The organism is Bounagaea algeriensis (genome assembly GCF_054491375.1).
The window spans coordinates 3,241,488-3,262,840 of the sequence record NZ_CM137102.1 but is presented as its reverse complement, the minus strand read 5'-3'; the positions used below and the strand labels follow the sequence as shown (position 1 = coordinate 3,262,840).

Below are 21,353 nucleotides of genomic sequence, written 5' to 3'. Positions count from 1 at the left end.
AAGTGGACGAAGTGACCGACCTGCTGTCGACGGCGGGACTGCCCGAACTGCTCACCGGCCTGCTCGCGCTGGCCCTGGTGGCCTACCGCGCGGTCTGGTTGGTGCTGCGCAACGTCGTCACCATCGCGCACGAGGGCGGGCACGCCCTGGTCGCGCTGCTCAGCGGCCGCAAGCTCAACGGCATCCGGTTGCACTCCGACACCTCGGGGTTGACCGTCTCCACCGGCAAGAACACCGGTCCCGGCATGGTGTTCACGCTGCTCGCGGGCTATCCGACCGTGTCGCTGCTCGGGCTCGGCGGTGCGTGGCTGGTCGCCGAGGACCGGGTGCGGCTGATGCTGTGGATCGCGATCGGCGGGCTCGCCCTCGTGCTCGTGGCGGTGCGCAACGTCTACGGCGCGCTGTCCGTGCTCGTCACCGGCGGGGCGCTGTTCGCGCTGTCCTGGTACGCGACCCCGACCTGGCAGGGCTGGTGCGCGGCGGTGCTCGCCTGGTTCCTCCTCTTCGGCGGGATCCGACCGCTGCTCGAGCTGCAGCGCAAACGCCGGCGCCGACGCGCCGGCGACTCCGATGCCGACCAGCTCGCCCGGCTGACCGGCGTGGCCGGCGGCGTGTGGTGGGCGCTGTGGTTGCTCATCGCCTGCGCCGCGCTCGTGCTCGGCGCGTGGTTGCTGCTGCTGGCCCCTACCGTCTAGCGAAAACACCGGGGAACGATCCGAGCACGCCCTGTCGTTGCCGGCCTGCTCGCGCAGTAGGGTGATCACCACGCATTGACGCGACAGTGAGGACTTCGGCGATGAGCGAATCCGTGACGACCTGGGAGTCCGTCGACGTGGATGAGGAAACCCCCTGCGCCGCCCGCCTCTACGACTACCTGCTCGGCGGCCGGCACAACTTCGCCTCCGACCGCAGGCTGGGTGACCAGTTCCTGCAGGCCCTGCCCAGCGCGCTGGACGTCGCGCGGTTGAACCGGGCCTTCCTGCGGCGCGCGGTCGTGTTCATGGCCGAGCGGGGCGTGCGCCAGTTCCTGGACGTCGGCTCGGGCATTCCCACGGTCGGCAACGTGCACGAGATCGTGCAGGGCATCGACCCCGCCGCGCGCGTGGTCTACGTGGACTACGAGTCGGTGGCGGTGGCGCACAGCGAGATGCTGCTGGCCGAGAACGACAACGCCACGATCGTGCAGGGCGACATGCGCGAACCCGACGCGGTCCTGCAGGCGGCGGAAACGCGGCGGCTGCTGGACTTCTCCCGGCCGATCGGGCTGGTCATGGCAGGTGTTTTCCACTTCGTCCCGCGGGAGCAGGACGCCCCCGCCATCATGGCGCGGTACCGGGACGGCCTCGTCCCGGGCAGCTACCTGGCGCTGTCGCACTTCACCGCGGACATCAGCCCCGCGGAGATGGCCGGGGTCGTCGAGGTCATGCAGCGCAGCGCCGATCCGGTGCACCCGCGCGGCTACGACGAGATCGGCGAGCTGTTCACCGGTTTCGACCTGGTCGAACCGGGCATCGTGGGCACGGCCATGTGGCGCCCGGAATGCCCGGACCTGGCTGCGGGCGAGCCGGGCGGCGACCAGATCTACGCCGGTGTCGGCGTGCGGCGGTGAACGCGCGGGGCGGACCGGGACGCGGGGGAACCCCGAGTGGCACAGTGGTGAGGGCCATTACCGGGCAGAGCACGGGCAGGTGAAGCGACGGTGGGTGAACTGCGCAGCCCCGCCGCGGAGGTCGACGACCAGCGGCGCGATGAGATCGCGTCCCGCTGGGCGCGGCTGCTCAGCACCACGGCTTACATCCCCCTGTCGCGCCTGGAACTCGAACGCGCGCTGCGCGAAGTGCTGGACGCGCTGCTGGCCGCGCTGGGCGGCGAGTCCGAAATGGACGACGTCGGCCCCTGGGTCGGACAGCGGCTGGTCGGGATGCACGCCACCGGCGAGCGCTGCCTCTCGTCGAGCCTGGAGCTGCTGCGCGACGAGCTGGTCCCCGGCTCGGACAGCCGCAGCAACGCGCTCATGGCGCTGTTCACCTCGATCGCCACGGGTTACGTGGTCGCGGACCGGGAGAGCACGTTCCAGCAGCAGGAGACGCTCAAACGCGCGCTGCTGCGGTCGAAGCTGCAGGCCGACCGCAACCTGGCGGCCAGCGAGGCGCGGTTCACCGAGGTCTTCCGCAGCACACCGGTCGGGGTGGCGATCTGCCAACCGGACGGGACGTTCCTGCAGGCGAATTCCGCCCTGGTGCGCAACCTCGGGTACTCCCGCGAGCAGCTGCGGGCGATGCGCATCCACGACTTCTTCCACGAGGAGGACGCGGAGCAGCTGACCGCCGTCTACGGCGAACTGGTCGAGTCCGGCGGTTCGGTGCGGCTCGACGACGACCGCACGCGCCTGGTGCGCGCCAACGGCGAACTGTCCTGGGTGTACCTGGCGCTGTCGGTGCTCGCGCAGGACGGTGGACCGCAGGTCGTCACGATCGTCGAGGACGTCACCGACCTGCACCTGCTGCAGAAGCGGTTCAAGGACCAGGCCCTGCAGGACCAGCTGACCGGCCTGCCGAACCGGCACCACTTCACCACGCAGCTGCAGGAGCAGCTGGCGAACCTGCCGGCGAGCGCGCACGTGGCCGCGTACCACCTCGCGCTGGACAGCTTCGACCTCATCAACGACGGTTTCGGTTACGAAAGCGGCGACGAGGTCATCAAGGCGGTGGCGCGGCGGCTCAGCCGGCTGCTGGCCGGTGAGCACGCGGTGCTCGCGCGCTTCGGCGGCAACGAGTTCGGCATCTTCGTCGTCGAAGGGCCGGACACGTCCCCGGTCTCGGAGTTCCCGGCGGTTCTCAACCGCACGCTGGCCGAGCCGATCTACCTCGGTGAGCACGGCGTGGCGGCCTCGGCGAACATCGGCGTGGTCCGCCGCCGCGTGGCCGACACCGACCACACGGACATGCTGTGGGCCGCGGACGTGGCGCTGCGCCGGGCCGAGTCCACCGGCAAGCGCCAGTGGGCGCTGTTCGACCCCGACCGCGCGTCCGAGGAGCGGATCGAGGCCAAGCTCGCCGCGACGATGCCCGGTGGTCTCGCGCTCGGCGAGATCGACGTGCTCTACCGGCCGCTGCTGTCGCTGGACTCCCGCGAACTGGAGGCCGTCGAGGCCGAGCTCGTGTGGGAACCCGCCGAGCACGGGCCGGTGGGCCACCACGAGTGCCTGCGGTTGGCCGAGCGTTCCGGAGCGAACCTCTCGCTGCGCGACTGGCTGCTGCGCACGGTCTTCGAACAGCTCGCCGACTGGCGCTCGGAGGGCTCGGACGTGCAGGTCGTGCTGTCGCTGAGCGAGAACCAGGCCGTGGACCCGGATCTGGTGCACGTGGTGCGCACCGTGCTCAGCGGTGGCGAGGTCCCGCCGTCCGCGCTGCGGCTGAGCGTGCCGGTCGACGCGCTGCTCGGCGGGAGCCGGGACGAGGTGCGGGAGAACTTCGGCCACGTCGCCGATTGCGGAGTGCGCACCTCCGTGCACGGTTTCCGCGGCACACCGGAGGAGTTCCGGATCCTGCGCGAGTTCCCGATCGAAATGGTGTGGTTGGGCGAGGAGTTCCTCCGCGTCGCCAACGAGCCCGAATCCAGCGGGGCGCCGGAAGTGCGGCTGGCGCGGGGGCTGGTGCCGCTGATCCGCGAGATGGGCGCGCGGGTCTGCGTCGGCGACCTCGCCGAGCAGCAGCACGCCGCGCGGTGGCGGGCGCTGGGCTGCGACGTCGGTGGCGGTGACCTGTTCGGTCCCGCGGTGCTGTCGTTCGACGTTCCCGACCTGATCGAGCGGGTGGCCGAGGCCGCGCCGACCCGCTCCGAGTAGCGGTCAGTACACCGGCTGCGTCTGCGGGTTGAACTGGTCGTGGTTCACGTCCTCGGCCGGGTCGGTGCGCGGGTCGTTCAGTTCGAGCACGTCGAGCCCTTCCTGGATGCCGCTGGAGTAGATCCGCCCGTTGTAGTAGTAGGCCGACCAGGATCCCGCCGTCCGCAACTCGTCCGGGTCGTAGGGCACGCGGTCGAAGTGGGCGATTTCGCGCGGGTTGTTCGGGTCGGTGAACTCCCACACGGACACGCCGCCCTGGTACCAGGCCTGCACCATGATGTCCCGTCCGGGAACGGGCACCAGCGATCCGTTGTGCGCCACGCAGTTCTCGGTTTCGGCTTGGTGCCGCGGGATCTTGAAGTAGCTGGCGAATTCCAGCCGCGCGTGCTGGCCGGAGCCGGTGAGGCGGTAGATCCCGTTGGCCCCGCGTTCCGGTCCGACCTGCTCGTTGCAGGTGGCCGCGGTGCCGCCGCCGAGTTCGTCGGTGAACACGATGCGGTCGCCGCTGTTGTTGAACGTGGCCGAGTGCCAGAACTCGAAGTTGCGGTCGTCGCGGGTCCGCTGGATCACCCGCGGGTGGTCGCGTTCGGAGATGTCGAGCAGGATCCCGTCGCCCATGCAGGCGCCGGCGGCGATGTCCTTCTCGGGGAAGGCGGTGATGTCGTGGCAGCCGGTGGTTTCCCGCGAGGCCGACTCGCCCGCGTTGCCGCCACCGGGGAACAGCACCGGCGCGTCGACGAGTTCCGCCGCGGCCGGATCGTCGTGCGGCACTTCGACGATGGAGATCTTGTCGTGCGGCGGCTGGCAGTTCGGGAATTCCTCGGCCGGCCCGTAGGAGGAGACGTACAGGTAGTCGGTCCTGCCGTCCTCGCCGGGCACGAGCGTGTGCGTGTGCGAGCCGCACGCCGTGGGCACGGCGGAGACGTACTGCGGACGCGCCGGATCGCTGATGTCGAACACCCGGATGCCCTCCCAACCGTTCGGGTCGGCCTCGGTGGTCTCCTCGCCCCGGCACGTGTTGTCCGTGTGCGGGTAGTCCACCGACAGGTACAGCCGGTCGCCGGACACGGAGATGTCGCCCTGCCCGCCGGGGCAGTGCACCTGCGCGACCGGGGTCGGGTCGTCCGGTTCGGAGATGTCGACCACGCTGAAACCGTCGTAGTTGCCGATGTAGGCCAACCCGCCCTGGAAGGCGAGGTCGGTGCCCCAGGACTCCTGCCCGTCGAACGGCGGTTGCTTGGGCAGCTGCGCCGTCTGCTCGATGTTGTCGCTGGAGCGCGTTTCGCGTTCCACGGCGGAGTCGGGCACGCGCTGCTCCTCCGGGGCGTCCCCGGTCGCGGCGGGCTGCCGCGTCGCGGACGGGGCCACGGCGAGCACGATCAGCAGCGGAACGGCCACCACGAGGCTGATCAAGAGCCGTGCCCGGCGGCTGAGTCGGCTTCGCATGCCACCACCTCGTCTCCGACATCCGGGGGGTCTGCCCGTGCGGAGGTACCCGAGCGGGCGCGATCCTCAGTATCTTGGCCACGCGCCGCCTCACCAATCGACCGGGCGGGCGTATTTGTCCTTCGACGGGAGGCGCGGATGCGGGGCGGACGGATCGCGGCGGGCGTGCTGGCCGGTGTGCTGCTGGGCGGGTGCGGGAGCCAGTCGGCCCCTGTTGTCCAGCCCGGCGCTCCGGGAGGGGAGTCGCGGGTGGCCGACGAGGCCGAAGTGGACCGCATGTACGAGCCGTCCGAGGTCACTGCCGAGGAGATCGGCTACCTGCGCGGCATGATCCCGCACCACCGGCAGGCGCTGGAGATGACCGCCCTGGCGCGCGAGCACGCGAGCAACGAGCGCGTGCGGACGATGGCCGAGCGCATCGACCGCGTCCAGCGCCCGGAGATCGGCATGATGCGCGCCTGGCTGAGCAACCACGGCGTCGAACCGGGCGGCGGGCACGGCCACGCCGGCGACCAGACGGGGGACCAGGCCGGCGGGCACGACCAGGGGGCGAGCGAGCGGATGCCGGGCATGGCCAGTTCGCGGCAGATGGAGCAGCTGGCGCAGGCGCGCGGTGGTGAGTTCGACCGGATGTTCCTGCGGTTGATGATCCGCCACCACGAGGGTGCGCTCGTCATGGCCAAGGCCTACCTGGAGGAGGGCAAGGTCGAGCAGATCAAGGCGATGGCTCAGGACGTGCTGACCACGCAGACCGGCGAGATCGCGAAGATGCACGAGATCGGTCGGGAACTCGGTGGTTGAGGTGGCCGTTCCCGGCGGGTCCGCGCCCGGCCGGGTCGGTGCGGTTGCTGCGCCACTCGGCGGTCGCTGCTCGTCCGTTGCTGTTCAGCGGTTGCTGTTCAGCGGTTGCTGTTCAGCGGTTGCTGTTCAGGGGTGCTCAGCACGTCCCGCCACCGGCGTGCCGGGTCTACTGCGGACGGTTTTCCGTCCACTGCGGACTGCGTTCGCGCTGCGCGCGAGCTGAGTCGGTTTCCGCGGGCTGGAGTTCGCTCCGGCGGGCGTAGTCGTGCAGCGCTCCGGCGAGCTCTTCGAGCGCCCGGGCCGTGTCGCGGCACTCCTCGGGCGTGCAGCGGTCGCCGCCGAGCCGGTAGGCGACGTCGTCGAGCAGCCACTCTCCCTTCAGCAGCAGCGTCGCCATCCTGATGCGCCGATTCATGGCTGCTCCTGCGCAGTGGGGCGGCGGGCGGAGCGCGGCGGCACGGCGACGAGCGCCCTGGCCTGTTCGTCGCAGTCGCCGCAGGTGGGCCACAACCAGGCGAGGTCGCCGGCGGCCGAGACGACGACCCGCCCGCACAGCGTCGCCACGTTCGTGTCCGGCGGGAACTCGCGGCCCGGCGGCTTGTCGTCGCTGCTCGCGTGCCGATGCCCCGCAGCGGGGACCCAGGTGAACGGACGCGGCCAAACCATGTGCACCTCCGTGGGGTGTGTCTCGCTTGGTGATCATGATTGACCGAGAATCTCGGTATGTATATATCTCTAATCGAGATTCTCGTTATGAACACCTGAAGAGGTGAGCCGGTAGATACTGCGTAGGCTCCCGGGGAGCAGTCGGACGCGAATGACGGGCAGGAGGCTTCGGCGTTGCCTGAGGAACTCGGCGAGCAGCGGGTGAGCCCGACCGTTCGGCTGCGGAAGGTCCTGCGGACGCTACGGCGTTGGCGGGTGCAGGCCGCGATGGACCAGTTGGACGTTGCACGCATGCTCACCTGGTCGAAAGCACGTGTGAGCAGGATCGAACGCGGCGAGACCACGCCAGGGCCTGCCGAAGTGATCGCTCTGGCGACCGTCTACGGAGTCGATGAATCCGAGCGCGACGAGTGTGCGGCGCTCGCAGGCCAGGCGCGGCAGCGCGGCTGGTGGAAGAAGTACGGTCCCGATGCTGCGCCAGCGGACTTCGAGGAGTACATCGGACTGGAGTCCGAAGCCGTGTCGGTGCGGAATTTCGAGATCGACCTGGTTCCCGGGCTCCTGCAAACCTTCGCCTACATGGAGGCGCTCGGTCGCGGCTGGCTTCCGAGCGCGGACGAGGAAACGGTCCGCCGCAGGTGGCAGCTCCGTCGAGCACGCCAAGCACGGCTGTGGGAGGACGCCCCGCTCCGGCTGGATGCCGTGATCGGAGAAACGGCGATCCGTCAGTGCGTCGGTGGTGCGGACGTGATGCGGCAGCAGCTGGGGCATCTGCTGCGTGCGGCGGAGTCACCCCACATCGACGTGCGAGTGCTGCCCTACACGGCTGGTTCCTACCCGGCGATGGGGTCACCGTTCGCCGTGCTGAGCTTCCCGCGGGACGAGGAAGACGACGTGGTGTGCCTCGACACTCTGAGCAGCAGCATCTACGTCGAAGACGAGACGGAGGTCGAGCAGTACGTGCAGAGTTTCCACGTCCTCAGCTCCGTCGCTCTGGATCCCGCGGGGACAATGAACGTGCTCAAGAACAGGTTCGACGAGCTCGCGAGCGAGTAAGGGAGCGAAAGGGATGGCGGAGTTAGGCGCAGTGTCCAGTGCGGTGTGGCGCAAGAGCAGTCGCAGCAACGGCGGAGGCGCTCAGTGCGTCGAAGTCGGCTTCGCATTCGAGGCACGTGGGGTGCGCGATTCCAAGCTCGGCGAGGGCAGTCCCGTGCTCGCCTTCGAGCGTGTTGCCTGGTCCCGGTTTCTCTCCTCCGTCAAGAACGGTTCGTTCGACCTCTGACCCGTGTCTCGTCGACCCGTGTCCGAGTCGGTCTCGGGCGGGGTCAACGCGTGTGTGCGCGGCGTGCGTTGGCCCGGGCGGTGGACGAAGGTGGATCGGCCGTCCGAAGTTCCGCAGTGCACCGGTCCCACGCACCTGTGCGTAGCTGTTGTCGACAGGTGTCTGGGCACGCCCGGGCAAGAAAGCGCTATAGCTGGAGAGTAAGACTGTCGCATTCCCTGAACTAGTCAGACGCAGGAAGGGGAGCGGTGCGGGACGCGTGCGAGAACCGCGGGAGTCGTCCTGATCCCCCGCACCGCCCAGCTTGGCCGCGGCATGCATCAGCGAAGGTGCGCGCCAAGCGGCAGGTGACCGTGCCCGAGGCGATAGCTGCGGCGCTCGGGGTGGAAGAAGGGGATCAGCTCGAATTCGACCTCGACGAGGCCGGTGTCGTCACGGTCCGCGGGACGACCACGATCCCGGCCGATCAACGGTGGTTCTGGCAGGCCGATTGGCAGGCCGGGGAGCAGGAGGCCTCCGAGCAGATCGCCGCGGGCGAGACCACGATCTACGAGGACGCCGAGGCGATGTTCTCCGACCTGGATCGGTGACCGCCCGTGCCGACGTTCGAAATCACGCCGCGCTTCGCCCAGGACTACCAAAAGCTCACCGATGAGCAGCGAGCGCGGTTCCATCGGGTAGTCAGAGACCAGTTCGTGCCTGATTTGCAGGCCGGCCGGTTCCGGCCGGGACTGCGAGTCAAGCGTGTCCAGGCGGCCCCGGCGTCTTCGAGATGAGCTGGGCGCCGGACGGGCGGGCCACCTGGCAGTACGACCCTGAGAAGCACACTGGCGTGCCGCACGTGATCTGGCGTCGAGTCGGCACGCACGCCATTTTTCGACCCCGGCCCACACTGACGGGCAGTCATCCGTCCGGGAAGACGAGCAGACGTGGCGGACGCCATCGATCCGATCGCGCGGAACGTGAGACGCGCTCGAGGTCGGTTCGTTATCGTCCTCGCTGGTCCGCGCCACGCGCGGGACGGTGCGTCGAGGGAAGGTGGCTTGCGGTGACGAACCAGCCGGCACTGCTGGATCCGGACGAAACCGACTCCATGCCGGAGCGGGTCTACGTGGCCTGCCGTCCCGACGAGGACAACGGCGGCGTGATGCTGGAGACCCGCGAGGTGCGGCAGCAGCAGGCGGTGTTGACCTACTCCTCGCTGGGCGGCCTCATCGAGGGCTGCGGGGCGGACCAGCCGTGGCTGGCGATGCCGACCGCGCGGCTGGCAGGCATGGCCCACGAGGAGGGCAGCGGCGGCTCCGCGTGGGAACCGCCGAGCTTCCGGTTCAGCATCCTGCTCGACATGGCGATCCCCGCCGAGCTGCGCGGAACAGCGGGTGGACTGGCCGGTGACGAGGCCCGCTGGGACGACGAGTCCTCCGAGGACTGGACGTTGGTGCACGTCGCCTGCCAGCCCTACACCGAGGAGCAGGTCGACCAGGTGCGCCCCGAACTGCAGCCGATGCCCGGCGAGCTGCTCGCGATGATGGCCTACACGTCGCCGGAAGCCGTCGAAGCCTCCTGCGGTCCGCACCAGCACTCGGTGCCGATTCCCGCCGGCGTGCTCGGACAGGCCCGCCGCGCGGCAGGCGCGCACACGATTTGCCTGGACACGCCGCTGCCGAAGCGCCTGCGGCACGGGGTGGAAGAGAGGAGCTGAAGGTGGCCGGAGACGGCATCCACGTCGAGCAGAGCGGTCTGCGGTCGATGGCCCGGACGCTGCGCAGCAGCACTGACGACCTGGGCGAGTTGGCCTCGTCGATGCCCGACATGCCTGAGGTGAGCACCTCGGCCGAGAAGGTCGGGCACACGCTCTCGGAGATCACCAGGACGGCGGCGGCGCTCGCCGCGTCGGTGGAGGACACGGCCGGCAAGATCGACGTCGCCGACGGCAGCTACGGCGAGGTGGACAACACCGGCGCCGAGCAGCTGCACCAGCCGGCCGCGGGCCTGGGGCCGTGATCGGCTGCGCGACTTCTGCACACGAGCAACCGCCCGTCGGGCGAGGGGAGGAACCGAGGGCATGGCAGGCGAGCTGAACACCGAAGTGCTCGACGACCCGGAGTCGTGCCGCACCACGGCCGACTGGTTGGGAAAGGTGAACGGTGCGGTTGAGGGCATCGGCGACGCCGTGCACGGGCAGCGCAGCGCCTCGCACGGGTTCTGGACCGGCCCGGCCGCCGAAGCCGCGCGCGCAACGCTGGGTCGCCAGGGCCACGACAGCGACGAGCTCGACGAGCTCGTCGGCAAGACCGGGAGCGCGTTGAACGTTTTCGCCGGGGAGATCGACACCGTTCAACGCCGGATGGAGCAGGCGCGGGAGCAGGCACGGGCCGGCAAGCTCATCGTCACCCCGACGGAGATCCTGCCGCCCGGGCCCGGCCCGCGCAGCGGCCCCGGCGGCGGTCCGCAGGCTCCGGCGGGCGGGCCGGGCGGCACCGACCCGCGCCAGCCGGCGAGCGACGCAGCGGCGCACGCGGCCCACGCGGAGAAGAAGCGGGCTTTCGAAGAAGCCCGCCAGACGGTCGAGGACGCGCGCGAGAAGGAAAAGGAAGCGCACGAGGCCCTCGAGAAGTCGATGCAGGACCCGCTCGAGGCCGTGAAGCAGACCAAGACGTACGGCATGTTCGTCCTGACCAACGGGCTGAACACCATCAAGGCCTCCACCGAGGCGGCCGACGCGCTGTTCGACAAGGCACGCAGCTGGGACTCCGCCGCCTCGGAGATCCAGGCACGCGCCGAGTCCAAGCCCGCGGGGTTCGCGAAGTACGCCGACAAGGCGGCCGAGGCCGGCAGGGAGAAGGCTGCGACAGCGCGTACCCAGGCCACACGTGCGCAGAAGATGGGTGGGCCGGTCGGTGACAACGCTCGGCGGGCAATCATGGCGAACCCAGCCGAGTACATGCAGGCCACATCCAAAGTTGGGAAGGTGGGGCAGAATGTCGTGCGCGGTGTGCCGCTATTGGGGACGACCCTGTCAATTGGTTCTGGAGTAGCAGACGTTGCTATGGGCAAGGATCCCTGGGAGGCGGCCAAGGACACCGGTGCCGAGATCGCAGGCGGTGCCGCGGGTGGTGCCGCTGCGGGCGCGGCGCTCGGTTCGGTCTTCCCCGGAGTCGGCACGGTGATCGGCGGTGTCGCCGGCGGCATCATCGGCAGCTGGGCGGCGAAGAAGGGCGTCAACGCGCTCGAATGATCAGTTTTCTGATGATGACGAACCGGGAGAAGTGATGAGCACTGCACCGCGCACGCCCGAGGAGCTACCGCCGAAGCCGGATGCGTCCACGGGGGAGCCGCGTCCGCCGCGGGCTCCGGGGCTTCGCAAGGAGGAGAAGCCGCCGAAGGAGCTGGATCGGGACCGGGACACGCGTCTGAGTCGCAAGCCGACTCCGCCGGAGGGTGAGGGTCCGGTGCTGGCGTGGTATCGACACAGTCAACGTAAAGCATTGGCTGTAGGGTTCACAGCGTTCTGCATCCTCGTAGTGGGCATTACCCTGATGCAGGGATTCGATTTTCGCTGGATGCAGTTCTGGTATGTGTGGTTAATCCTGCTGGTGGGGTCGGCCCTCATCTATGGGACGCTCCGCGTCGTGAATCCTGCTGTGGGTGCTGAGTGGTTGAAGGTGGGTAAGCAGTGGGTGCGGTTGTACGAGTTGACGGAGATCAAGGGCCGTAGCCGGAGTGCGGCGGTGCATCTGGACCTGGTGGACAGTTCCGGGCGGAAGGTGATGGTGCAGTCGGATCACCTGCAGGAGGATCGGGACATGTGGGATCTGGTGTACAACGGGATGGCGCACTCGGTGGTGCTCGGCGGTGCCGAGGTGAACGGCGTGGCGCGCAGCACATTCCAGCTGCCGCGTGCCAATACGCACGGCAGGAGTTGAGGGGCTCGTGATGTCCACGGGTGCAGCGCCTCGTGCCTCGGGCGGACGAAAGTCTCGGCGCATTCCGCACTTCCGTAGTCAGTGGGAGGACACGGACTATGACGCGCGCATGGATGCCGAAAAGCTGCGGTCGAAGCTGGATCCGCTGGCCGGGCAGCCGCGTCCGGTCGGGGCGCGCCTGAGATCCGCGCAGAGGAGAGCAGTGATCACTGAGGACTCGCCGGGGGTTCGCCCGGCGACCGAGGCCGACATCCCGCGCGCCGTGTCGACGCTCGGCCGCGCGTTCGAGCACTACCCGTGGACCCGGCACATCATCAGCGCCGACCGGCACCTCGAGCGGCTGGCGGAGTTCAACAGGCTTTTCATCGAACGCATCGGCCTACCGCACGGCCGCGTCTGGGTCGTCGCGGACGGCGATGCCGTCGCGGTGTGGACCACGCCCGAAACCGCCCGGGCCGGCGATGTTTTCGCCGAACTCGGCCCGCGCTTCGCCGAACTTGCGGGTGATCGGCTCCAGCAGCAGCGGGCGGCCGAAGCCGCGATGGCCCCGCACCGGCCGACCGAACCGGCCTGGTTCCTCGGCACCGTCGGCGTCGATCCCGACCGGCAGGGCCGCGGTCTGGGCCGTGCGGTGATCGCACCAGGTATCGAGGCGGCCGCCGCCGAAGGCGTTCCCGCCTTCCTGGAAACGTCCACGGAGAGCAACGTCGCCTTCTACGAGCGCCTCGGTTTCGCGGTGACCGCTGAGGTCGACGTTCCCGACGGCGGTCCGCGCACCTGGGCGATGCTCCGCTCCGCGGAGGCGTGAGGGCAGTGGGCCGTGTGCCGGGCCGGGGCCACGGCACAGCGGTCCCGGAGAGCCACGCCGCGGCAGGCTCCCCCGGCAGTTCCGTGAACATCACCTCGGTGGCCGCGCCTGCCCGGATCAGTGCACCGCATCGGGGACGGGTTCGGCGCTCGTGCGCCGCGCCGTCGCGGAACGCTGCGCGACGTACGCGCCGACGAGCACGAGCGCGCCACCGGTGAGCTGGACGGCGCCGAGCTGCTCGCCGAGCAGCCACCAGGCCAGCACGGTCGCGACGACGGGTTCCAGGTAGGCGATCGCGCCCGCGATCGGAGCGGACAGCCGGCGCACGGCGAGGATTCCGGTGAGGTAGGCGAACACGGTGCTGACCAGCACGATCCACACGACCGCGACGACCGCCGGCAGCTCGTGGCCGCTCAAGGCGACCGTGCCGCCGAGCACGGACCAGTCCACCGACCACGGCCGCGCGATCAGCGTGAGCACCGCCGCCCCGACGAGCAGCCCGTAGGCGGCGAGCCCGCGAGGATCCACCCGCGCACCGGTGTCGGCCAGGATGAAGTAGGCCGCCTGGCAGCAGGCCGCTCCGAGGGCGAGCAGCAGCCCGAGCGGGTCGAAGCTCAGCCCGGACCAGACCTGCACCACCCCGGCCAGGCCCACCACGGCCAGCGCCACCCCGATCGCCGCGCGCGGTGAGACCGGCCTGCGCAGCACGAAGCGGGACCAGCCGAGGACCATCACCGGGCCGAGGAACTCGATCAGCAGCGCCACGCCCACCGGGATGCTGGCGATCGCGGCGAAGTAGAAGCCCTGCACCCCGGCGATGGCCACGAGACCGTAGGCCAGCAGCAGCTTCGGGGCGCGCCGCACGACGCCGGCGTGCCGGATCGCGAAGGGCAACATCAGCAGCGCGCCGCCGGCCACGCGCAACCACGTGACGCCGAGCGGGCCGAGGCCGGCTTCGATCAGCGGTTTGGCGAACGGCCCCGAACCGCCGAAGCAGCAGGCCGAGGCGAGGGCGATCAGGACACCGGTGACCTTGGGGTCGCGGGTCCTCAGCGGTATCCGGGGCCGCGTCGGGTGTTCGCGCGAACCAGCTCGCATGCCGTGTCCTCCTGCTCGTTGCGCAGCGCCTCGATGATCTGCTGGTGCTGGTGGTGCGATTGCAGGCCCGGTTCGCGGTCCTGGAAGTACGCGGTCTCGAGGCGCCGCGCGTGCAGGCCGATCATGTCCAGCGAGGCGGTCAGGTACGGGTTGTCCGCCCGCCGGAGGAGCACGGCGTGGAACTCCCGGTCGGCCTCGCGCGCGGCGGCCGCGTCGCCGGCCTCGATCGCGGTGCCCATCCGCTGGTTGGCCGCTCGCATCTCGTCGAGGTCCGCGGCCGTCAACTGCGGCAGGGCGCAGCGCACCGCGAACTCGTGCAGCACGCCCAGCAGCGGGAACACCTGCGCCGCATCGGTTTCCTGCACACCGGTCACGCGGGTGTGGCGGCCGGACGCGGTTTCCACGGCGCCCTGGTCGACGAGTCTGCGCAGCGCCTCGCGCACCGGGGTGCGGCTGACCCCGAGTTCTTCGGCGAGTTCCCCGTCGGCCAGCTGTTCCCCGGGCGCCAGCGAGCCGTCCTCGATCTTGGCGCGCAGGATGCGGTAGACCTGTTCGGACGCGCTCTCCCGGGAGACCGACCGTCCCAGCTTCGCCATGGCAGCTCCCTCCACCGGAATGCAATATATTGCATTCCGGATGTCGGTGCAACGCACCGCACGTGCTCGATCCCCCGTACGTGTTCGTTCGTGATCGTGCGGCAGACTGCCCCGCGCCCGCTGCGATCGCAGCAGGCGAGGACAGCACCACGGCGAGCGACTGGGAGGACTCGACATGACCGCACCCGCGTCCGCATCCGCAGAGCGGGCGGTGCCGCGCTACGTGCGCATCACGCAGTGGATCTGGCTGATCGGCACCGCGCTGACCGTGCTCAGCGGCGCCTACATCGCCGCGCTCGCCGTGACACCGCTGACGATGACCGTCCTGGTGATCACCCTGGTGCAGGCCGCCCTGGCCGTTCCCGCCGCACTCGCCCTGCCGCGCGGCAAGCGCTGGGCGCGGATGGTGCTGCTCGTGCTCGCCGCGATCAGTCTCGGATCGCTGTACAACGCGCTGCAGATGCAGGCCTGGGCCACGATCGTGATCAACCTCGCGCTCGGCTCCACCCTCGGCCTGCTGCACGAAGCGGGCGTGCGCGCGTTCTTCGGCCTGCCCGCCGAACCGTGGCTGCGGCGGCGCGCGCGCAGCAAGGGGTGAGCCGCACCGCACGGCCGCTCGGTTCCCGCCGCCCGGCCGGGTGAGCGGGAACGCCGGTGGTTCTGCCCGGTGGTTCTGCCCGGCGGTTCTGCCCAGCGGTTCTGCCTGGGGAAGGCCCGGAAAGGCCCCGAGGGGACCGGATAGGCACCGCCGCGGACACCGCCGGCGCGCTGCGGGGGAGCGCTCAGGAACGTCCCCATTCGGCGTCCAGGGCCGCGGTGGCGATGTCACCGGCCTGCTGCCGGCCCAGCCCCAGACTGCGGACCAGCCGCGCGTACTCGGCGGCCGCTTCGGCGGCGCGGCGGCTGCTGGTGTCCTCCGCGGCGCTGACGAACGTGCCGGAGCGCCCGCGGGTTTCGAGCAGCCCGGCCCGTTCCAGCTCGCGGTAGGCGCGCGCCGCGGTGTTCGCCGCCACGCCGGTCTCCGCGGCCAGCGCCCGCACCGTGGGCAGTTTCGCCCCCACCGGCAGCCGGCCGTCGTTGATGCGTTCGGCGATGCCCGCCCGCAGCTGTTCGAACGGGGCGACCGAGGAATCGGGGTCCACTTCGACGAGCATGGCTCAATGCTGCCGGAAAGCGTCCAGCAACCGTTGGGCGGCCGTGCCCGCGTGCATCTTCCCCGCGCGCACCTGGTCCTCGACCTCGTCGAGGATCGCTTGCACCTGCGGATGCCCGGTCAGTTCGCTCATCAACTGGTCCCGCACCAGGCTCCAGGTCCACTCGATGCGCTGCTCGCTGCGCTTGCGGTCCAGCTCGCCGCTGTCGGACAGCGCGGTGCGGTGCTCGCGCACCTTCTCCCACACGGCGTCCACATCGGAGCCCTCCAGCGCGCTGCAGGTGAGCACCGGCGGTGTCCACGCCGGACTCGTCGGCGTGAGCATCCGCATCGCGCCGCGCAGTTCGCGCGCGGCCTTGCGGGCGCGGTCGGCCTCGTCGCCGTCGGCCTTGTTCACCGCCACGATGTCGGCCAGTTCCAACGCGCCCTTCTTGATGCCCTGCAGCTGGTCCCCGGAGCCGGCGAGACTCAGCAGCACGAAGCAGTCCACCATGCCCGCCACGGTGACCTCGGACTGGCCGACGCCGACGGTTTCCACGATCACCACGTCGTAGCCCGCGGCCTCCAGCAGCACGATCGTCTCCCGCGTGGCCCGGGCGACGCCGCCGAGCGTGCCGGCGGAAGGGGAGGGGCGGACGAACGCGTTCGGGTCGCCGGCCAGCGCGCCCATGCGCGTCTTGTCGCCGAGGATGCTGCCGCCGGTGCGCGTCGACGACGGGTCGACGGTGAGCACGCCGACGCGGTGGCCGGCGCCGGTGAGCATGCCGCCGAGCGACTCGATGAACGTGGACTTGCCCACCCCGGGCACCCCGGTGATGCCCACCCGGTGCGCACCCCCGCTGCGCGGCAGCAGCCGCGTGATCAGTTCCTGGGCCTGCTGGCGGTGGTCCTCGCGGGTGGACTCGACGAGCGTGATCGCCCGCGCGAGCATCGTGCGCGAACCGGCGAGCACCCCGTCGGCGTACTCGTCGATGTCGATGGAACGGGGCATGGAGCTTCTCTCACCTCGCCGGTCGTGGCTGTGCGTGCGCGGCCGCGGCGGGCGCGGCGGCCCGCCGCGGCCGGGGGCAGCTCCGGACGTGCGGCACGCCCCCGGTGGTGCGGCCGGGGCTCATCCCTCGGCGAGCTGCGTGCGCAGCTGCGCCAGCACGTCCCGCGCCGCGTCGGAGATCACGGTTCCCGGGCCGAACACGGCGCCGGCCCCGGCCCGGTGCAGCGCCTCGTGGTCGGCCGGCGGGATCACGCCGCCGACGACGATCATGATGTCCGTGCGGCCGATCTCGTCCAACTCCTCGCGCAGCGCGGGCACGAGCGTCAGGTGCCCGGCGGCGAGGCTGGACACGCCGACGAGGTGCACATCGGACTCGGCGGCCTGCAGCGCGACCTCGCCCGGGGTCTGGAAGAGCGGTCCGACGTCCACGTCGAAGCCGATGTCGGCGAAGGCGGTGGCGATCACCTTCTGCCCGCGGTCGTGGCCGTCCTGCCCCATCTTGGCCACCAGGATGCGCGGACGGCGCCCCTCCTCGGCCGCGAACTGCTCCACTTCGGACAGAGCGCTCGCCATGGATCCGGTCGATCCTGATTCCTCACGGTACACGCCGGAAATCGTACGCACCTGCCCCGAATGCCGGCCGAACGCCGCCTCCAGCGCATCGGAGATCTCGCCGACGGTCGCCTTGGCGCGCGCCGCGTCCACCGCCAGCGTCAGCAGGTTGTGCTCCAGGTCGTCCGGGCGCTGGTCGTCCACCGTGGCCTGGGCGGCCGCGGTCAGCCGCCGCAACGCGGCGGAGCAGGCCTCGCCGTCGCGTTCGGCACGCAGCCGCTGCAGCTTGTCCACCTGCTCCTGGCGCACCCGGTCGTTGTCCACCTTGAGCACGTCGACGGGTTCTTCGCCCTGGAACGGGTACTTGTTCACCCCGATCAGCGGCTGGCGGCCGGAGTCGATGCGCGCCTGGGTGCGGGCGGCGGCCTCCTCGATGCGCAGCTTCGGGATGCCCGCGTCGATGGCCTGGGCCATGCCGCCGGCCTGTTCCACCTCGGTGAGGTGCTCCCACGCCCGCTCGGCCAGGTCCTGGGTGAGCCGCTCCAGGTAGTAGCTGCCGCCCCACGGGTCGATCACGTCGGTGGTGCCCGACTCCTCCTGCAGCACCAGCTGGGTGTTGCGGGCGATGCGCGCGGAGAAGTCCGTCGGCAGCGCCAGCGCCTCGTCGAGGGCGTTGGTGTGCAGCGACTGGGTGTGCCCCTGGGTGGCCGCCATGGCCTCCACGCAGGTGCGCACGACGTTGGTGAACACGTCCTGCGCGGTCAGCGACCACCCGGAGGTTTGCGAATGGGTGCGCAGCGACAGGGATTTCGCATCGGCCGGCTCGAACGGCGCGAGCAGCTTCGACCACAGCAGCCGCGCGGCGCGCAGTTTCGCGATCTCCATCGCGTAGTTCATCCCGATGCCCCAGAAGAACGACAGCCGCGGGGCGAACGAGTCGATGTCCAGCCCGGCCTGCCGACCGGCGCGGACGTACTCCAACCCGTCGGCCAGGGTGTAGGCCAGCTCCAGGTCGGCCGTCGCGCCCGCCTCCTGGATGTGGTAGCCGGAGATCGAGATGGAGTTGAACTTCGGCATCTTGGCCGAGGTGTAGGCGAAGATGTCCGAGATGATCCGCATCGACGGCTGCGGCGGGTAGATGTAGGTGTTGCGGACCATGAACTCCTTGAGGATGTCGTTCTGGATGGTCCCCGCCAGCTTCTCGGGCGGCACGCCCTGCTCCTCGGCGGCGACGATGTACAGCGCCAGCACCGGCAGCACCGCGCCGTTCATCGTCATCGACACGCTCATCTTCTCCAGCGGGATGCCGTCGAACAGCTGCCGCATGTCGTAGATCGAATCGATCGCCACCCCGGCCATGCCCACGTCCCCGGACACCCGCGGGTGGTCCGAGTCGTAGCCGCGGTGCGTGGCCAGGTCGAACGCCACCGACAGCCCCTTCTGCCCGGCGGCCAGGTTGCGGCGGTAGAACGCGTTCGACTCCTGCGCCGTGGAAAAGCCCGCGTACTGGCGCACCGTCCACGGCTTGTTCACGTACATCGTCGGGTACGGCCCGCGCACGTACGGCGCCAGCCCCGGGTAGGTCCGCAGGAAGTCCAACTGCTCGGTGTCGGCCGCCGTGTACAGCGGTTTGACCGCGATTCCCTCGGGCGCTTCCCACTGCAGCGCGTCGGGTGCCTTGCCCGTCTCGGCCAGCACGGCGGCGCTCCACGCCTCGGGCGCCTCCGCCGCGGCGGGCGATTCCAGGTCGACGTCGGCGAAGTTCGGAATCTGCCTGGTCATCGGGGTTTGCGGGTCCACAGGGGTTCGCTGGCTCATGACGCCACTCCCAACTCGCGCTGGACCGTGCGCAGCACGCTCAGCGCATCGCAACCGGAGAAGATGCAGCCGTCGACGCCCTCGGGCAGCTCGGCCGGCTTCCCGGCCAGCAGCACGTGGGCGGCGCCGGCGCGTGCGAGCTCGCGCGCGGTCTCGGCCGCGCGTTCGTCGTAGGTCGCATCCGAGGAGCACAGGCACACCACGGGACTGGGCGAGCTCCGGTAGGCCTCGAGCACTTCGGCGGTGGTCTCGGTCGCCCCTGCTTCGGTGGCGGCCACGCCACCTGCGGCGAGCAGGTTCCGGGTGAACGAGGCTCGCGCGGTGTAGGTCGCCAGCGCGCCCAGCGTCGCCAGGAACACCGTCGGCCGCTGCCCGGTGGATTCGCGGGCGGCTTCGGCCGCGTCGCGCAGCCGTTCGAACCCCTCGGCGTAGCGGTGCCGGGCCAACCCGCCCACCGGTTGCGGCGGCGCCGGGGTGCGCTGCACCGGCTCCTCGGTCAGGTCGGGGTACTCGCTCACCCCGATGACCGCGTCGGTGCGGTGGGCCAGTGCCTGCGCCCGCGCCTGCCAGGTGGCCTCGAGGCGTTCGGCCAGCAGCCCCGAACCCCAGGCGGCGGGCCAACCGCCGGCCGCTTCGAACTCCTGGAACCGGTTCCAGGCCTGCCGGGCCAGCTCGGTGGTGCGCGACTCCACGTACCAGGACCCGCCCGCCGGGTCGATGACCTGGGCCAGGTGCGACTCGTCCAGCAGCACGGCCTGGGTGTTGCGCGCCAACCGGCGGGCGAACGCGTCCGGCAGGCCGATGGCGGCGTCGAACGGCAGCGTCGTCACCGCCTGCGCTCCGCCGACCCCGGCGGCGACGGTGGCGATCGTGTTGCGCAGCAGGTTCACCCACGGGTCGTAGCGGGTGAGCATCGCCGGCGAGGTGACCGCGTGCTGCTGCTGCGCTGCGCCGCGCACGCCGCAGGCGCGGGTGACCTGGTCCCACAGGCGGCGGGCCGTGCGGAACTTGGTGATCGTGGCGAACTGGTCGGCGGTGGCGGCGAAGCGGAACTCCAGCATCCCCGCGGCCGTCTCCACCGGCACGCCCGCCTCGGTGAGCCAGCGCAGGTAGGTCACCGCCGCCGCCAGCGCGGCACCGATCTCATCGGCGTCCGACCCGCCGGCCTCGTGGTACGGCAGGGCGTCGACGACGAAGCTGCGCATGCCGGGTTGCGTCTCGGCGCAGCGGCGCGCGAGCGCCACCGCGGCGTCGGCATCGGCGGCGCGGCCGGTGCGGGCCTGCGTGCCCAGCGGGTCGAGGCCGAGGTTGCCGGTCAGAGCGCTGGGGCGCACGCCGCGGTCGGCGGCGAGTTGCAGCAGCGCCTCCGCCGCGGCGGGGGCTTCGTGGTCGGCGTCGAGGACGACGCCGGCCATGCCCAGCTCCACCTCGGCCAGCGCGTCGGCGAGCCCGTCGACGGGCAGGCCGGCCGAACCCGCGCGCAGCCACAGCGAGGTCGCGCCGCCGTTGAGGTCGGTGAGGATCTCCTCGTTGGCGCCGGCCGGGTCGGGCCGGCCGTGGTGCTGGCGCACGTCCCAGCCCCCGGTGACGCACCCCTGCGCCCGCGCGCCGCGCGTGTGCGGCGAGAGTCCCGGCGTGCCGGGCTGTTCGGGTGCTTCGGTGTACAGCGGCTGCAGCGCGTAGCCGTCGTAGGTCCTGGTGGCGAGCAGCTCCTCCGGCGCTTCGGGCGCGTCGGCGGCGGAGCTGAGCTGCCCGGTCCGGCGCAGCGCCGCCGCGACCTGCTCGCGCCACTCGGCACGTGTCGCTGCGCCGAACTCGGCGCCGAGCGCGAGTCCGGGGGCGCGGTCGGCAGGACCGCTGCTCGACATTGAGTGCGTCACCATGGCTGCGATGGTAGGCGGCAGGAGCGCGCGGGGAACCGAGCAGTTCTGTGACCCGTGCCCCACTCGTCCGGTTGCCGGATGAGCGCCCCTCCCGCGGGCGTTGCACCCGAGCAAGCAAGCTGCCCGGGGATTAGTTCTCGGGTGCGGGGCCGCGGAAGCGGTATTCCCAGCCGTCGGCGGGGGTGTAGTGCAGCTCGTACTGCGTCACGATCTTCGGACCCTCGTGCAGGTGGATGTGACGTAACACACGGCCGCTGGTGGCTTCGGATTCGCGCAGCTCCTGCCGGCGGCCGTCGAGCGGGCCGCCCACGAACAGCACGGTGCGGTCGGTCATCGGCGCTCCTCCCGTCCGGGCCGCCGTCCGATCGTTTCCGCATCCGATTCTCCCCGCGGACCACCACCCGTGACGAGCCGTGCGCGCCCGGTGCTCACGCGGGGCGGTGGCCGCGACCCCGGATGCGACGAGCCGAAGCTGACCGGGGACGA

At 70.9% G+C, this 21,353-nt stretch carries 23 protein-coding genes; 13 read left to right on the top strand and 10 right to left on the bottom strand.

All coding sequences use genetic code 11. The features are described from left to right. The first annotated feature begins 2 nt into the window (after positions 1–2). From ACVGV2_RS14860 to ACVGV2_RS14850, 3 genes are all read left to right on the top strand, one after another. A complete protein-coding gene (locus ACVGV2_RS14860; RefSeq protein ID WP_459166003.1) occupies positions 3–695 on the top strand; it encodes a M50 family metallopeptidase in 693 nt (230 codons plus the stop codon). Positions 696–796: 101 nt separating this feature from the next. Then, positions 797–1,609 carry an SAM-dependent methyltransferase gene (locus tag ACVGV2_RS14855; protein ID WP_459162963.1) on the top strand — a complete coding sequence of 271 codons (813 nt, stop codon included), beginning with the start codon at positions 797–799 and terminating at the stop codon, positions 1,607–1,609. A gap of 90 nt (positions 1,610–1,699) precedes the next feature. Continuing rightward, on the top strand, positions 1,700–3,847 hold the full coding sequence (locus ACVGV2_RS14850; RefSeq protein WP_459162962.1) for a diguanylate cyclase domain-containing protein: 2,148 nt from the start codon (positions 1,700–1,702) through the stop codon (positions 3,845–3,847). A 3-nt stretch (positions 3,848–3,850) separates the two neighbouring features. Here ACVGV2_RS14850 and ACVGV2_RS14845 read toward each other — a convergent pair whose 3' ends face one another. Next, positions 3,851–5,293 (bottom strand): LVIVD repeat-containing protein, encoded by a 1,443-nt coding sequence (locus ACVGV2_RS14845; RefSeq protein ID WP_459162961.1) that lies wholly within the window; start codon positions 5,291–5,293, stop codon positions 3,851–3,853. A gap of 138 nt (positions 5,294–5,431) precedes the next feature. Here ACVGV2_RS14845 and ACVGV2_RS14840 point away from each other — a divergent pair, with 138 nt between their 5' ends. Then, positions 5,432–6,094, top strand: coding sequence for a DUF305 domain-containing protein (locus ACVGV2_RS14840; RefSeq protein WP_459162960.1), 663 nt, complete (start codon positions 5,432–5,434; stop codon positions 6,092–6,094). 166 nt (positions 6,095–6,260) lie between these two features. Here ACVGV2_RS14840 and ACVGV2_RS14835 read toward each other — a convergent pair whose 3' ends face one another. Then, entirely contained in the window at positions 6,261–6,509 is a 249-nt protein-coding gene (locus ACVGV2_RS14835) for a hypothetical protein (RefSeq protein ID WP_459162959.1), read from the bottom strand. Continuing rightward, on the bottom strand, positions 6,506–6,760 hold the full coding sequence (locus tag ACVGV2_RS14830) for a zinc finger protein (RefSeq protein ID WP_459162958.1): 255 nt from the start codon (positions 6,758–6,760) through the stop codon (positions 6,506–6,508). The genes ACVGV2_RS14835 and ACVGV2_RS14830 overlap by 4 nt, the downstream gene beginning before the upstream one ends. Positions 6,761–6,934: 174 nt before the next feature. Here ACVGV2_RS14830 and ACVGV2_RS14825 point away from each other — a divergent pair, with 174 nt between their 5' ends. From ACVGV2_RS14825 to ACVGV2_RS14790, 8 genes are all read left to right on the top strand, one after another. Beyond that, positions 6,935–7,816, top strand: a complete 882-nt coding sequence (locus ACVGV2_RS14825; RefSeq protein WP_459162957.1) for a helix-turn-helix domain-containing protein — start codon at positions 6,935–6,937, stop codon at positions 7,814–7,816. Positions 7,817–7,847: 31 nt separating this feature from the next. Continuing rightward, the gene (locus ACVGV2_RS14820; RefSeq protein ID WP_459162956.1) at positions 7,848–8,042 is read left to right on the top strand and encodes a DUF397 domain-containing protein; all 195 of its coding nucleotides are present in this window, start codon (positions 7,848–7,850) and stop codon (positions 8,040–8,042) included. Between the two features lie 329 nt (positions 8,043–8,371). Then, complete coding sequence (locus ACVGV2_RS14815) at positions 8,372–8,632, top strand: AbrB/MazE/SpoVT family DNA-binding domain-containing protein (RefSeq protein WP_459162955.1); 261 nt, start codon at positions 8,372–8,374, stop codon at positions 8,630–8,632. Between the two features lie 458 nt (positions 8,633–9,090). Next, a complete protein-coding gene (locus tag ACVGV2_RS14810) occupies positions 9,091–9,744 on the top strand; it encodes an SAV_915 family protein (protein ID WP_459162954.1) in 654 nt (217 codons plus the stop codon). A gap of 2 nt (positions 9,745–9,746) precedes the next feature. After that, the gene (locus tag ACVGV2_RS14805; protein WP_459162953.1) at positions 9,747–10,046 is read left to right on the top strand and encodes a hypothetical protein; all 300 of its coding nucleotides are present in this window, start codon (positions 9,747–9,749) and stop codon (positions 10,044–10,046) included. Positions 10,047–10,107: 61 nt separating this feature from the next. Next, positions 10,108–11,280, top strand: coding sequence for a hypothetical protein (locus tag ACVGV2_RS14800; protein ID WP_459162952.1), 1,173 nt, complete (start codon positions 10,108–10,110; stop codon positions 11,278–11,280). 34 nt (positions 11,281–11,314) lie between these two features. After that, positions 11,315–11,968: a hypothetical protein gene (locus tag ACVGV2_RS14795; protein WP_459162951.1), complete on the top strand. Its 654-nt coding sequence runs from the start codon at positions 11,315–11,317 to the stop codon at positions 11,966–11,968. A gap of 205 nt (positions 11,969–12,173) precedes the next feature. After that, positions 12,174–12,776, top strand: a complete 603-nt coding sequence (locus ACVGV2_RS14790; protein ID WP_459166002.1) for a GNAT family N-acetyltransferase — start codon at positions 12,174–12,176, stop codon at positions 12,774–12,776. 117 nt (positions 12,777–12,893) lie between these two features. Here ACVGV2_RS14790 and ACVGV2_RS14785 read toward each other — a convergent pair whose 3' ends face one another. Further along, positions 12,894–13,874: an EamA family transporter gene (locus tag ACVGV2_RS14785; RefSeq protein ID WP_459162950.1), complete on the bottom strand. Its 981-nt coding sequence runs from the start codon at positions 13,872–13,874 to the stop codon at positions 12,894–12,896. Then, the gene (locus ACVGV2_RS14780; protein ID WP_459162949.1) at positions 13,826–14,470 is read right to left on the bottom strand and encodes a GntR family transcriptional regulator; all 645 of its coding nucleotides are present in this window, start codon (positions 14,468–14,470) and stop codon (positions 13,826–13,828) included. The genes ACVGV2_RS14785 and ACVGV2_RS14780 overlap by 49 nt, the downstream gene beginning before the upstream one ends. A gap of 175 nt (positions 14,471–14,645) precedes the next feature. Here ACVGV2_RS14780 and ACVGV2_RS14775 point away from each other — a divergent pair, with 175 nt between their 5' ends. Next, positions 14,646–15,068, top strand: coding sequence for a hypothetical protein (locus ACVGV2_RS14775; protein WP_459162948.1), 423 nt, complete (start codon positions 14,646–14,648; stop codon positions 15,066–15,068). Positions 15,069–15,252: 184 nt separating this feature from the next. On the opposite strand, the gene ACVGV2_RS14770 is transcribed toward ACVGV2_RS14775, so the two are convergent. From ACVGV2_RS14770 to ACVGV2_RS14750, 5 genes are all read right to left on the bottom strand, one after another. After that, positions 15,253–15,624, bottom strand: a complete 372-nt coding sequence (locus ACVGV2_RS14770; protein WP_459162947.1) for a GntR family transcriptional regulator — start codon at positions 15,622–15,624, stop codon at positions 15,253–15,255. Positions 15,625–15,627: 3 nt separating this feature from the next. Further along, complete coding sequence (gene meaB / locus ACVGV2_RS14765; protein ID WP_459162946.1) at positions 15,628–16,614, bottom strand: methylmalonyl Co-A mutase-associated GTPase MeaB; 987 nt, start codon at positions 16,612–16,614, stop codon at positions 15,628–15,630. A gap of 120 nt (positions 16,615–16,734) precedes the next feature. Next, positions 16,735–18,984, bottom strand: a complete 2,250-nt coding sequence (gene scpA / locus ACVGV2_RS14760; RefSeq protein WP_459162945.1) for a methylmalonyl-CoA mutase — start codon at positions 18,982–18,984, stop codon at positions 16,735–16,737. Further along, entirely contained in the window at positions 18,981–20,867 is a 1,887-nt protein-coding gene (locus ACVGV2_RS14755) for a methylmalonyl-CoA mutase family protein (protein WP_459162944.1), read from the bottom strand. Before ACVGV2_RS14755 ends, scpA begins: the two co-directional genes overlap by 4 nt. 130 nt (positions 20,868–20,997) lie before the next feature. Beyond that, positions 20,998–21,201: a hypothetical protein gene (locus ACVGV2_RS14750; RefSeq protein WP_459162943.1), complete on the bottom strand. Its 204-nt coding sequence runs from the start codon at positions 21,199–21,201 to the stop codon at positions 20,998–21,000. Between the last annotated feature and the right edge of the window lie 152 nt (positions 21,202–21,353).